Source organism: Roseibium sp. 10G30-5 (assembly GCF_055809635.1).
Genome location: NZ_CM147918.1, coordinates 578,804 through 591,549 on the forward strand (window position 1 = coordinate 578,804; position 12,746 = coordinate 591,549).

Here is a 12,746-nt window from a genome sequence, read left to right on the forward strand (position 1 = left end):
GGACGGGGCTCCCAACCCCGCCAGGATCTTCAACTCGATCTTGCTGCAAATTTTGATTTTAGAAAGGGGGTTACCTGAATGGCCGATAATAACGCAAAATTCAGTGTTGGCGATACAGAGCACAGCTTTGACGTCAAGGATGGCACACTCGGTCCGTCCGTTGTCAACATTGCTTCGCTTTATAAAGAAACGGGCATGTTTACCTATGACCCGGGCTTTACTTCAACTGCCTCTTGCGAATCAAAAATCACCTACATTGATGGCGACGAAGGCACCCTGCTCTATCGCGGGTATCCGATCGAACAGCTTTCCAACGAAGGTGATTTTCTGGAGACCTGCTATCTCCTGCTTTTTGGCGAGCTGCCAACAGCTGACCAAAAGTCTGAATTCGTTGAAAGTGTGACCTATCACACGATGCTTCACGAACAGATGTCGCGATTCTTCTCCGGCTTCCGCCGGGATGCCCACCCGATGGCCATCATGGTCGGCACGGTTGGCGCGCTTGCGGCATTCTACCACGATCTGACCGACATCTCTGACCCACAGCAGCGCATGATCGCCTCGCTTCGCATGATCGCGAAGATGCCGACGATTGCTGCCATGGCGTATAAGTACCATGTCGGCCAACCGTTCGTGTACCCGCGCAACGATCTGGATTATGCATCCAACTTCCTGAACATGTGCTTCTCGGTGCCTTGTGAAGACTACAAGGTCAACCCGGTTCTGGCCCGTGCAATGGATCGCATTTTCATTCTGCACGCTGATCACGAACAGAACGCGTCCACGTCGACTGTTCGCCTTGCCGGTTCGTCCGGTGCCAACCCATTCGCTTGTATCGCAGCTGGCATTGCATGCCTTTGGGGTCCGGCGCATGGCGGTGCCAACGAAGCAGCGCTCAACATGCTTTCTGAAATCGGGTCTGTTGACCGGATTCCTGAATACATCGCACGCGCCAAGGACAAGGACGATCCGTTCCGCCTGATGGGCTTCGGTCATCGCGTCTACAAGAACTATGACCCGCGTGCCCGCATCATGCAGAAGACCTGTCATGAGGTTCTTCAGGAACTCGGCATCACCGACGATCCGCTTCTGGACGTTGCAATGGAACTCGAAAAAATCGCTCTCAGCGACGAGTATTTCATTGAAAAGAAGCTGTACCCGAACGTCGACTTCTATTCGGGCATCACCCTGCGTGCTCTTGGTTTCCCGACGGCCATGTTCACAGTGCTCTTCTCGCTGGCCCGTACGGTTGGCTGGATCGCACAGTGGAAGGAAATGGTCGAAGATCCGTCGCAGCGCATCGGTCGTCCGCGTCAGCTCTATACGGGAGCTACCAAGCGCGACTACGTGAAGACAGAAAACCGGTAAGCAGATCTCTGCTTGACCGATCATGTCTCAAGAGGGCGACCAGTTTGGCCGCCCTTTTCTTTTGCCTGCGCAAGCGAAGACGATGGCGACAACTCAGAATCACGTCCAACTGTCCACACCACGCGCGTTTTTCCGGCCTCCCCCTGCCCAGCGCCTGAAATTTGGCTATAAGCTTCGACAAAATGTCGTCCCGCTCAGGAGCCACCCCCATGTCCGCGCCCGTCTCACCCACGCCCATCCTCTCGACCCTGCTCCACAACGACGTTCTGCGCATTGTCCTGCAACGCCCAGACGACATGAACGCGCTGTCACGTGCCACCATGACCACCCTGAAAGAAGAGCTGGACAAGGCCGCGAATAACGATCAGGTGCGCGTCATCCTGCTAGCCGGCGAGGGCAAAGTGTTTTGCAGTGGTCATGACCTGAAAGAACTGGCTATGGCGCGAGCAGAACCCGATGCAGGGGCCAGCATCTTCGAAGACATCGTCGATCAGACCGCCGATCTCATGGGCACCATCCGCACACACCCCAAGCCAGTCATTGCCGTGGTCACAGGGGTTGCGACTGCGGCGGGTTGCCAGTTGGTTGCCGCCTGTGATCTTGCTATTGCCACCGACACGGCAACCTTCTGTACGCCGGGCGTCAACATCGGCCTCTTTGACATCAGCGCCGCAGGCGACCTTTGCCGGATGGCAGCGCCCAAACAGGTGATGGAAATGCTGCTGACGGGCGAAAGCATCGATGCCTCAACGGCTAAGGAATATGGCCTGATCAATCGCATTGTGCCCGCTGATTATCTGGAAGTCGTGGTGCAGAAATACGCCGAGGCAATTGCCGCAAAGCCCGCGCGCACGGTGCGCGAGGGCAAGGCAGCTCTTCACCGCCAGTTGGAATTGTTGGGCGGCAAGTCTTCACGCGACGCCGCAAACACCCATATCAGGGAAATGATGAGCGAAGAAGCGGCCGAAGGTGTGGCCGCCTATCTGCAAGGACGCAAGCCTGTCTGGCCGTGATCCGCAGCTTCGCCAAGCAAAGGAGTTTCCTTATGGCCGTCACCGATCCCGCCAGCATCGAAAAGATCTTGCGTGAAACCCGCAGCATTGCCATGGTCGGTGCCAGCCCGAAGCCAGAGCGTGCCAGCTTTCAGGTCATGCACTTTCTGCTGACCAAGGGCTATGACGTCTGGCCGATCAATCCGGGCCATGCAGGCGGCGCCATCCTCGGCAAGACGGTTTATGCCTCCTTGAGCGACCTGCCCGGCACACCGGACATGGTCGACATCTTCCGCAAATCCGATGCGGTAGAAGACGTCGTTGACGAGATTCTGGCGCAACGAAAGCTGCCCGCAACCATCTGGATGCAACTTGGCGTGGTTAATGACGCGGCCGCGGCCAAAGCAGAAGCCGAAGGTTTGACGGTCGTCATGGACCGTTGCCCGAAGATCGAATACGCCAATCTTATCGAGGATTAGGGTCGAATCGCAGCGCCCCCTACTGACATCTTCGCTCTGCTCCAAATGGATTGGTTTCAGCATTTCCCATCGTGCTTGCGCCGCGCAGGAACAGTCCCCTTATCCTGCCGTTGCGAAAACAGATTGGCTATGGTTTGTAATGATCCGAAGGCCGCACCCGATCAGACGGCCTGACATCGGAGGAGATGCTTCATGAGCAAGGACATGCCAAGGCTTTTCGACACTCGCCATCCACGCCGGAGCCCAGCCCGACCCCACAACGGGTGCGCGCGTAACACCGCTGTATCAGACAACGTCTTTTGTCTTCGAAGATGTCGACCATGCGGCGTCGCTGTTCGGCCTGCAAGCCTTCGGCAACATTTACACCCGCATCACCAATCCGACGACAGCAGTTCTTGAAGAGCGCATTGCCGCGCTGGAAGGCGGCACAGCAGCGCTGGCGACCGCATCAGGCCACTCCGCCCAATTGCTGTGCTTTCACACCATCATGGAACCGGGCGACAACATCGTCGCCGCCAACAAGCTTTACGGTGGCTCGGTCAACCAGCTTACCCACTCGTTCCGCAATTTCGGCTGGCAGGTAAAATGGGCCGATCCGCAAGAGCTATCGACCTTTGAAGACGCCATCGACGAAGACACGAAAGCCATCTTCATCGAGAGCCTGACCAATCCGGCAGGCCTTGTGGTGGACGTCGCAGCGATTGCCGAGATCGCCCATGCGCATGGTATCCCGCTGATTGTCGACAACACCCTTGCAACACCCTATCTGTGCCGCCCCATGGAACATGGGGCAGACATCGTGCTGCATTCGCTGACAAAGTTCATTGGAGGTCACGGCAATTCCATGGGCGGCATCATCGTCGATGGTGGCACGTTCGACTGGTCCGCGACCGACCGCTATCCCATGCTCAGCGAGCCGCGTCCCGAATATCAGGACATGGTGCTGCATGAGACCTTTGGCAATTTCGCTTTTGCCATTGCCTGCCGGGTCTTGGGGCTGCGCGATCTGGGACCGGCTATTTCACCCTTCAATGCCTTGATGATCCTGACCGGCGTTGAAACGCTGCCACTGCGCATGCAGCGCCATTCCGACAATGCGCTGGCCGTCGCCAAGCATCTGGCACAGCACCCGAAGGTCAAATCGGTCTCCTACGCAGGTTTGGAAAGCGATCCCAACCACGCCTTGCAACAAAAGTATCTGCCGCTTGGGGCGGGTGCCGTTTTCACATTCGCTCTGGAGGGGGGCTATGAAGCGGGTGTTCAACTGGTTTCCAAGGTGGAACTGTTCTCGCATCTGGCCAATATCGGCGACACACGCAGCCTGATCATCCATCCAGCCTCGACGACGCACCGTCAGCTCAGTGACGAGCAGAAGATCGCAGCCGGGGCCGGACCAGACACTGTCCGCCTGTCCGTCGGCATCGAAGATCCGCAGGACATCATCTCGGATCTGGATCAGGCCCTTGCCTGATCTATAGGTCTTGTGTCGTCTGACAGACCCAATAATCCCTCCGCCCTGCGACCAAACAAGCCCTTCAAGGCAGGCCTGCGGGGCGGAAGCCGCTTACAGCGATGGCAATGGCGTGTCTTTGACCGATTCCATCGCCACATAGGTCGATGTGGACGAGACAAAGGGCAAAGACGAGATCTTCTCGCCCAGCACCCGCCGATAATCGATGATGTCGCGCGTACGCACCTTCAACAGGTAGTCATGTCGTCCAGCGATCATGTGACACTGTTCCACCTCAGGAATGCGACGAACCGCCGCGTTGAAGGCTTCCAGCGCCGTCTCACGCGTGTCCAGAAGACGCACCTCGACAAAGGCGACATGACCAAGCCCCAATCGTGTGGGCGAAATGGTGGCGCTGTAGTTGAGGATCACGCCTGCTTTTTCCAGTCGGCGCACGCGCGCCAGCACCGGCGTTTTAGACAGACCTACCTTGAGTGCCAGACTGGTCATGGAGATACGGCCATCGACGGCAAGCGCTTCCAGAATAGCGTGATCGAAACGATCGAGGTCGGCAGCCCTTTCCGGACTTTTTCTCGCATCATCTTTGGTCATTCTGAACAATCAAACTTGTAACTTTGGTCAACTTGAACGCGTTTCATGCGTTAGCATAGTCTGACGCTATAAAGGAAACAATTATGCTCGCACCACATGACCGCCTAGATGAGATCGAAAAGACCAAGTTGCAGGATGAAACCGCGCTGCTGCGAAGTCTGATTGCACGTGCGGGTATGAGTGACGAGCAACGACAGCGGATCGTCGCTTCGGCAGCCGACCTTGTGCGCGGAATCCGCAAGGACAACAACCCCGGATTGATGGAAGTCTTTCTGGCTGAATACGGCCTGTCGACCGAGGAAGGCATCGCATTGATGTGTCTGGCTGAAGCACTTCTGCGCGTGCCGGACGCCGAAACCATTGACGATCTGATCGAAGACAAGATCGTGCCGCACGACTGGTCCACCCATCGTGGCCGCTCGCGCTCATCCTTGGTCAATTCGTCTACCCTCGGCCTGGTGCTGACCAGCAAGGTTCTCAACGACAAGAACAGCAGCGCTCTGCGTGGGGCGGTCAAGCGCCTTGGAGAGCCGGTCATTCGTGCTGCCGTCATTCAGGGCATGCGTGAAATGGGTCGCCAGTTCGTTCTTGGCGAAACCATCCAGAAAGGCATGAAGCGGGCGCAGACTCTGGAGGCTAAAGGCTTCAGCTACTCCTACGACATGCTGGGTGAAGCGGCCATGACAGCCGAAGCCGCCACCTATTTCAAGAACGCCTACAGCAAGACCATCGACGATATCGCCAAGGAAGCACGTCATCCAACGGTGAAGCAGAATCCGGGTGTTTCGATCAAGCTGTCCGCCCTGCACCCTCGCTATGAAGTGGCGCAGGAAGAGCGCGTTCTGGCCGAGCTGGTTCCCGTGCTGCGCGATCTGGCGATCAAGGCCAAGAAGGCCAGCATCAACATGGCTGTCGATGCCGAGGAAGCCAACCGGCTGGTGCTGTCGCTGCAGGTGATCGAACGTGTACTGGAGGATCCGGCACTGGAAGGCTGGGATGGCTTCGGGATTGTCGTTCAGGCCTATATGCGCCGCGCTGGCGAGGTTATTGACTGGCTGCATGAAACCGCACAGCGCCTGAAACGTCGTATTACCGTGCGCCTCGTCAAGGGGGCCTATTGGGACACGGAGATCAAGAACGCTCAAGTCGAAGGCTGGTCTAGCTTCCCCGTGTTCACGCGCAAGCCGTCTACCGATGTCAGCTACATTGCCAATGCCCGCAAGCTGCTCGGCATGACCGACTGGATCTATCCGCAGTTTGCCACCCATAATGCCCACACCATTGCCGCCGTGCTCGACATGGCAGGCGATGTGTCAAAAGATGACTACGAATTCCAGCGCCTGCACGGCATGGGCGAGAAACTGCATATGATCGTGCATCAGAAGTATGGCACCCGATGTCGCATCTATGCACCGGTCGGCGCGCACCGCGAACTTCTCGCCTATCTGGTTCGCCGTCTTCTCGAGAATGGCGCCAACTCGTCTTTCGTCAACCAGATCGTCGATGATAGCATCGCGCCGGAAGACGTTGTCACCTGCCCCATCGCACAGGTGGAATCGGTCAATTGCACGCCCAATGACACGATCCAGACCGGCGTTGACCTCTTTGGACCGGAGCGCAAGAACAGCCGTGGCTTCGATCTGTCGAACCGGCTTGAACTGCGCAACATCGACCGCAAGCGCCGCATCGAACTGCACGAAACGGCCACAAGCATTATCGTCAAGGGTGTCGACCCGAGCGGCGAGATGACCAGTTCGAAGAACCCGTCGACCGGTGAAATCATCGGAGCTTATCAGGCTGCAACTCCTGCTGATGTTGAATCCGCTCTGAGCGTGGCCGTGAAATGGGATGCGCCTGTCAATGAACGGGCCGCCATTCTGGAAAAGGCGGCTGATCTTTTCGAAGATGACGCGGAATCCTTTTTCGTGCTTCTGGCTCAGGAAGCTGGCAAGGCTCTGCCCGACGCGGTTGCCGAAGTGCGCGAGGCCGTCGACTTCCTGCGCTACTATTCCAATCAGGCCAAGTTGCAGACAACAGAAGCGCGCGGTCTGTTTACCTGCATCAGCCCCTGGAACTTCCCGCTGGCGATCTTCACCGGCCAGATTGCCGCCGCCCTTTCGGTTGGCAACGGCGTTCTCGCCAAGCCGGCCGACCAGACGCCGCTGATTGCCCATCATGCTGTCGTTCTGTTGCATAAGGCAGGTGTTCCGGAAGATGTGTTGCAACTGCTTGTCGGCTCGGGCTCCACGGTTGGCAAAGCGCTAACCAGCGACATTCGCATCTCTGGCGTTGCGTTCACCGGATCAACCCTTACGGCGCAGAAGATTCGTCGTGCCATGGCCGAAAACATGCATCCGGATTCACCGCTGATTGCGGAAACCGGCGGCCTCAACGCCATGATCGTCGACAGCACCGCGCTTCCTGAACAGGCCGTGCGCGATATTTCGATGTCCGCCTTCCGATCCGCTGGTCAGCGCTGTTCCGCGCTGCGCTGCCTCTATGTGCAGGAAGACGTTGCCGACACGATGATCAACATGATCAAGGGCGTCATGGACGAGCAGACCCTCGGCAATCCGTGGTATCTGCGCAATGACATCGGTCCGGTGATTGATGCCGCTGCAAAAAAGAAGATCGACGACCACATCGAAAAGGCACGCAGCGAAGGCCGCCTTCTCAAGCAGCTTGCCATCCCCGACACCGGTTCGTTCGTTGGCCCGGCGCTGATCAAACTGGATGGCATCCATCAGCTCGAGGAAGAGATCTTCGGCCCGGTGCTGCATGTTGCGACCTTCAAGGCATCCGAAATCGACAAGGTCATCGCCACCATCAATTCCACCGGCTACGGTCTGACCTTCGGTCTGCATTCTCGCATCACTGCGCGCGCCAACAGCGTTGCGGCACGGGTGAAGGCAGGCAACATCTATGTCAATCGCAACCAGATCGGTGCGATTGTCGGGTCCCAGCCTTTCGGCGGCGAAGGCCTTTCCGGAACAGGTCCGAAAGCAGGTGGCCCGAACTATCTGGCCCGCTTCACCGTTCACCCGTGCGAACGGATGCCGGACGATGGCGTTGGCCGTGGCGACAAGACCCTGTCTGCGGACGAGTTGCAAAAGGCCATCGACGCGGCTGACACCGAACATCACTTGAAGACCATCGACATGCCCGGACCAACGGGGGAAAGCAACCGACTGACGTTTGTCGCCCGCCCGCCCGTGCTGTGTGCCGGACCGGGTCGCAAGGCAGTTGATGCCCAGATGAAGGCGATCGCGGAGCTCGGCGGCAGCCCCGTCGATGCCAACATGGTTCCGCCTGCAATTCTTGCAAGCCTGACAGGTCACTCCGGTATGCTGTGGTGGGGAACGGAAGAACGAGCAAGTGAGTACGCGCTCGCCCTCAGCGAGACCGATGGCCCCATCGTGCCCTTGATCTATGCCGAGCCTGACCGCGGCCATGCCGTGCATGAGCGCCATGTCTGCATTGATACGACTGCCGCAGGCGGCAATGCCGCGCTTCTGGCGCAGTCTGCCCGCATTGCCGGCACAGCCTGATGCAAACGCATCACAAGGCCTGAGTAAAGACCTTATCGCCGATCCACCCGCTGGATCGGCGATAAATCACTATTGTACTGCCCTGCAAGGCTCGCTACGAAAGGCTATCCTTTCGGGCGGACGCCATCGTGTTGTTTTCAAACGTAGCCCCGGCCCTTCCCCGTTCTTGCCAAGACCAGACGTTGAGAAGCCGATGCTTGCGCGTTTTGCCGCTTATTATGCCCCTTACAAGAAACTGTTCCTGATCGATTTCGGATGCGCCATCGTCGCCGGATTGCTTGAACTTGCCTTTCCCATGGCGGTCAAGGTTTTCATTGACCACCTGCTGCCAACGCAGGAGTGGGGCTACATCGTCATTGCCGCGATTGCCCTGCTGCTGATGTATCTGATGAACACCGGCCTGACTGCCATCGTTGTCTACTGGGGCCATATGCTGGGCATCAACATCGAAACGGACATGCGTCGCAAGGCGTTCGATCACTTGCAGAAATTGTCTTTTTCGTTCTTCGACAACCAGAAAACGGGTCACCTCATCGGGCGGGTTACGAAGGATCTGGAAGAGATCGGCGAAGTTGCGCACCATGGCCCGGAAGACCTGTTCATCGCCGTGATGACCTTCATCGGTGCCTTCATCGTCATGCTGACCGTCAATGTGCCGCTGGCGCTTGTCACCGGCATCATTGTGCCGATTGTCGGCTGGGGCACCAGCCGCTACGGCGCACAGATGGCCCACGCTTGGCGCTCGCTCTATTCCCGTGTTGGTGATTTCAACGTCCGCGTCGAAGAAAATGTTGGAGGAATGCGGATCGTGCAAGCCTTTGCCAACGAAGATCATGAACGCCAGCTCTTCGCCAAGGACAACGCCAGCTACCGCACGACGAAGTTGCAGGCTTACAAAATCATGGCCGCGTCCACATCGCTGTCCTACGTCAGCATGCGCATGGTGCAACTGATCATCATGCTGATGGGCAGCTATCTGGTCCTGCATGACAAACTGACCTATGGCGGGTTCATCTCGTTTCTGTTGCTGGTGAATGTATTCTTTCGGCCGGTCGAGAAGATCAATGCGGTAATCGAGAGCTATCCAAAGGGCATTGCCGGGTTCAAGCGCTATCTCGAACTGATGGACTTCAAACCCGATGTCACCGACAAGGACGATGCCATTACCGTGGATCACCTGAAGGGCGACATCCGCTTTGACGCCGTCCGTTTCGGCTACAAGAGCAATCGCGACATTCTGAAAAACATTACCCTCGATATTCATGCGGGAGAGACCGTCGCCTTCGTCGGCCCCTCGGGCGCAGGCAAGACGACGCTCTGTTCGCTGTTGCCACGCTTTTATGATGTGACGGCGGGCTCCATCTGCATCGACGGACACGACATTCGTGACATGACCATGCAATCGCTGCGTCGCCAGATCGGTGTTGTGCAACAGGATGTCTTTCTGTTTGGTGGCACGTTGCGCGAAAACATCGCCTATGGGCGCCTGGACGCCAGCGAAGAAGACATCCTTCAGGCCGCCCATCGCGCCCGTCTTGATCCGGTTCTGGCGGAGTTGCCCGAAGGTCTCGACACAGTCATCGGCGAGCGGGGCGTCAAATTGTCGGGAGGGCAGAAACAGCGCCTGTCCATCGCACGCATGTTCCTGAAGGATCCCCCGATCCTCATTCTCGACGAGGCCACCTCCGCACTGGACACCCAGACGGAGCACGAAATCCAGGCCTCTCTGGAAGCGCTTTCAGACCACCGCACGACACTGGTTATCGCCCACCGACTGGCCACCATCCGCAAGGCAGACCGCATTGTCGTCGTTGAAAACGGCTTGATCACAGAACAGGGCAGCCATGAGACCTTGCTGGCACGACAAGGCCGCTATCGCGCCATGCACGACGTACAATTCCACGGTATGATGATGGATATGCCAGCGTCAAACTGACCAGCCTCACATTCGATTATGCACCTCGGCGACCTCGCTCGCCCCCACGCTCCAATTCTGAAAACTCCGACAGCCCTCGCGTCTTCCAACAAGACCGAGGGCTTTCTGGTTTGTTGGTCTTGACGCTTCAATATGCGTTGAGGGGATCGACTCTGTGCGGGTTTTAAGGTATAACTTTTACCTGATTAAGCGCTTAATCTAGCACAATTCCTATATATTTTACAGTAGGTTCCATGGCTGCCCGCCCAAATCTTTCCGATATTGCCCAAAGTGTTGGTGTTTCCGTTGCAACCGTTTCCAACGCCCTTTCTGGCAAAGGCCGTGTTTCGCCTGCCCTTGCTGATCGCATTCGCGAAACCGCCAAGGAACTTGGCTATATTCCAAGTGTTGCCGGTCGGGCCCTGTCCACCGGGCGCAGCTATCTCTTCGGTCTGGTTCTGGCCGACATCATTCATCCGATCTTTCCGCAGTTTGCGCAGGCCTTTGAACACGCTGCAGCGGAAGCCGGGTACGGCATCCTGATTGGCGACAGCGCTGGCGATGAACGCTTTCAAACGCAGGCGATCAATCGGCTGATCGAACATGGCGCGGATGGTGTCATCGTTGTACCTGTGCATGGCTCGGTCATTTCAAAGCGCGACCGGCCGATTGTCATTGTTGACAGTCAGGACACACTAGGGAACACCGTCTCGTCCGATCACTTTCAAGGTGGTGTGGAGATGGGAGCGCATCTGCGCAACCTTGACCATCAGCATATACTGGTCGTCGGCCGGCATTCGGATTCACGTGTCCAGATGGCGCGTGTCGCAGGCCTGCGCAAGGGGGCCGGACCCGACTGCCAGATCGACGAAATGTGGATGCAGGACATTGAGGACCAACAAGGACCAGATCTGCCCCTCGGTCTCAACGCCCTGGTCGAAGATGGCGTGACCGCGATTGCAGCCCTGTCGGATCTCTACGCCATTCGCATCATGACCGAATTGCACACGGCAGGAAAAAGTGTGCCCCGCGATGTCAGCGTTTCAGGCTTCGACAACCTTTTTTGGGCCGAGAACATTTCGCCCCGATTGACGACACTTCACAGCGACATGACACGGATCGCCAAAGTCGCCGTCGATATTCTCATTTCGCAAATCAAGGACATAACAATAGCTCCACCGACCTCTGTGGCGGTCGAGATGCAACTCCTTGTGCGCGAGACCACCGCAGCTCCGAGATCCTCCCGTCCCGGACTGCACACTCAACCGGATACGGACCAGCCTGCCCTTCCACAGGCCCCGGATCACATTGCATGAACCAAGGATAACAACATGCTTCGTCTTGCCCTTGCCGCGGGGATCGCTCTCTCCTCCCTGACCGCAGCCCATGCAGCGGATAAAAAACTCGTCATTTCTGTTTATGGCCTGTCGCAGGACCAGTTCCAGAAGATCCTCTACACGCCGTTTGAAAAGCAGTGCGGCTGTGACGTGGTCGTGGAAACCGGCAACAGTGTTGAGCGTCTTTCCAAGATGGAAGAACGCAAAGATAATCCAGAAATCGATCTGGCGGTATTGACCAACTACGACGCTCTCGCAGCGGCCCGCAAAGGTCTTATTCAGCCAATCGACGTCAAGCGCCTGAGTAATTACGACCAGCTTTACGACATCGCCAAGGATCCCATCGGCGATCACCGCGCTGTCGGCTACACTTTTTATGCAACGTCCATCGCCTATCGGGCCGACAAGGTGAAGATCAACAGCTGGAAGGATCTGTTCCAGGACAAGCTCAAAGGCCGTGTCGCTTTTCCGAACATCACCACCAGCCAGGGTGCCCCGTCTCTCTACATGCTCGGCAAGGCGTTGAACGACAATGATCCGTCGCTGAAAGGCCCGATTGCAGCGATGGCCAAGCACCGCGACGATTTCGTCACTTACTACGTGCGCTCTTCGCAGATCGCCCAGCTCTTTCAGCAGGAAGAGATCCTGGCCGCTCCGATTGGCCGTTATGCGTGGCACTCCTATCCGAAGATGGGTCTCAACATCAAATGGGCCGACCCGAAGGAAGGTCAGACCGGCGGCATGAATGTGATGGTCATCACCAAGGGTGCCAAGCATGCCGACCTGGCTTATAAGTTCATGGATTACTGGCTGTCGAAGGACATTCAGACCAAGCTGGCCAATGCGCTTGTCGACAGCCCTGCCAACAAGACAGTCAAGCTGGCCAAGGATGTTGCCGACAACCTGACGTATGGCCAGGACACCGTGTCAAAGCTGAAGCTGATGGATCCCTCCGTGATCCTCGACAATCGCACCAAGTGGGTCGATAGCTGGAACAATCAGGTCGCTCAGTAAGCAGCCCTGACAAAACGCAGGCGGCACCCGT

General features: G+C 57.2%; 9 protein-coding genes. 8 read left to right on the top strand and 1 reads right to left on the bottom strand.

What is annotated here, in order from left to right; genetic code table 11:
- Positions 1 to 78: 78 nt before the first annotated feature.
- From gltA to AC0L7U_RS02965, 4 genes are all read left to right on the top strand, one after another.
- Complete coding sequence (gltA, locus tag AC0L7U_RS02950; protein ID WP_473693680.1) at positions 79 to 1,368, top strand: citrate synthase; 1,290 nt, start codon at positions 79 to 81, stop codon at positions 1,366 to 1,368.
- 209 nt (positions 1,369 to 1,577) lie between these two features.
- Positions 1,578 to 2,381 (top strand): enoyl-CoA hydratase-related protein, encoded by an 804-nt coding sequence (locus tag AC0L7U_RS02955; protein WP_473693682.1) that lies wholly within the window; start codon positions 1,578 to 1,580, stop codon positions 2,379 to 2,381.
- Positions 2,382 to 2,413: 32 nt separating this feature from the next.
- Positions 2,414 to 2,839 (top strand): CoA-binding protein, encoded by a 426-nt coding sequence (locus AC0L7U_RS02960; RefSeq protein WP_473693684.1) that lies wholly within the window; start codon positions 2,414 to 2,416, stop codon positions 2,837 to 2,839.
- A 229-nt stretch (positions 2,840 to 3,068) separates the two neighbouring features.
- Positions 3,069 to 4,310: an O-acetylhomoserine aminocarboxypropyltransferase gene (locus tag AC0L7U_RS02965; RefSeq protein WP_473695633.1), complete on the top strand. Its 1,242-nt coding sequence runs from the start codon at positions 3,069 to 3,071 to the stop codon at positions 4,308 to 4,310.
- A gap of 93 nt (positions 4,311 to 4,403) precedes the next feature.
- Here the strand turns inward: AC0L7U_RS02965 and AC0L7U_RS02970 are convergent, their stop codons facing one another.
- Positions 4,404 to 4,901 (bottom strand): Lrp/AsnC family transcriptional regulator, encoded by a 498-nt coding sequence (locus tag AC0L7U_RS02970; RefSeq protein ID WP_473693686.1) that lies wholly within the window; start codon positions 4,899 to 4,901, stop codon positions 4,404 to 4,406.
- An 83-nt stretch (positions 4,902 to 4,984) separates the two neighbouring features.
- Here AC0L7U_RS02970 and putA point away from each other — a divergent pair, with 83 nt between their 5' ends.
- The 4 genes from putA (at position 4,985) to AC0L7U_RS02990 (ending at position 12,715) form a co-directional block, all read left to right on the top strand.
- The gene (gene putA, locus AC0L7U_RS02975; protein ID WP_473693688.1) at positions 4,985 to 8,449 is read left to right on the top strand and encodes a bifunctional proline dehydrogenase/L-glutamate gamma-semialdehyde dehydrogenase PutA; all 3,465 of its coding nucleotides are present in this window, start codon (positions 4,985 to 4,987) and stop codon (positions 8,447 to 8,449) included.
- Positions 8,450 to 8,642: 193 nt separating this feature from the next.
- A complete protein-coding gene (locus AC0L7U_RS02980) occupies positions 8,643 to 10,385 on the top strand; it encodes an ABC transporter ATP-binding protein (protein WP_473693690.1) in 1,743 nt (580 codons plus the stop codon).
- A 233-nt stretch (positions 10,386 to 10,618) separates the two neighbouring features.
- The gene (locus AC0L7U_RS02985) at positions 10,619 to 11,680 is read left to right on the top strand and encodes a LacI family DNA-binding transcriptional regulator (protein ID WP_473693691.1); all 1,062 of its coding nucleotides are present in this window, start codon (positions 10,619 to 10,621) and stop codon (positions 11,678 to 11,680) included.
- Between the two features lie 15 nt (positions 11,681 to 11,695).
- Positions 11,696 to 12,715, top strand: coding sequence for an ABC transporter substrate-binding protein (locus AC0L7U_RS02990; RefSeq protein WP_473693692.1), 1,020 nt, complete (start codon positions 11,696 to 11,698; stop codon positions 12,713 to 12,715).
- Positions 12,716 to 12,746 lie beyond the last annotated feature (31 nt).

Bases quoted from the DNA above. Each gene is read 5' to 3' on its own strand.
- gltA (WP_473693680.1), top strand. From the start codon at position 79: ATGGCCGATAATAACGCAAAATTCAGTGTTGGCGATACAGAGCACAGC.
- AC0L7U_RS02955 (WP_473693682.1), top strand. From the start codon at position 1,578: ATGTCCGCGCCCGTCTCACCCACGCCCATCCTCTCGACCCTGCTCCAC.
- AC0L7U_RS02960 (WP_473693684.1), top strand. From the start codon at position 2,414: ATGGCCGTCACCGATCCCGCCAGCATCGAAAAGATCTTGCGTGAAACC.
- AC0L7U_RS02970 (WP_473693686.1), bottom strand. From the start codon at position 4,901: ATGACCAAAGATGATGCGAGAAAAAGTCCGGAAAGGGCTGCCGACCTC.
- putA (WP_473693688.1), top strand. From the start codon at position 4,985: ATGCTCGCACCACATGACCGCCTAGATGAGATCGAAAAGACCAAGTTG.
- AC0L7U_RS02980 (WP_473693690.1), top strand. From the start codon at position 8,643: ATGCTTGCGCGTTTTGCCGCTTATTATGCCCCTTACAAGAAACTGTTC.
- AC0L7U_RS02985 (WP_473693691.1), top strand. From the start codon at position 10,619: ATGGCTGCCCGCCCAAATCTTTCCGATATTGCCCAAAGTGTTGGTGTT.
- AC0L7U_RS02990 (WP_473693692.1), top strand. From the start codon at position 11,696: ATGCTTCGTCTTGCCCTTGCCGCGGGGATCGCTCTCTCCTCCCTGACC.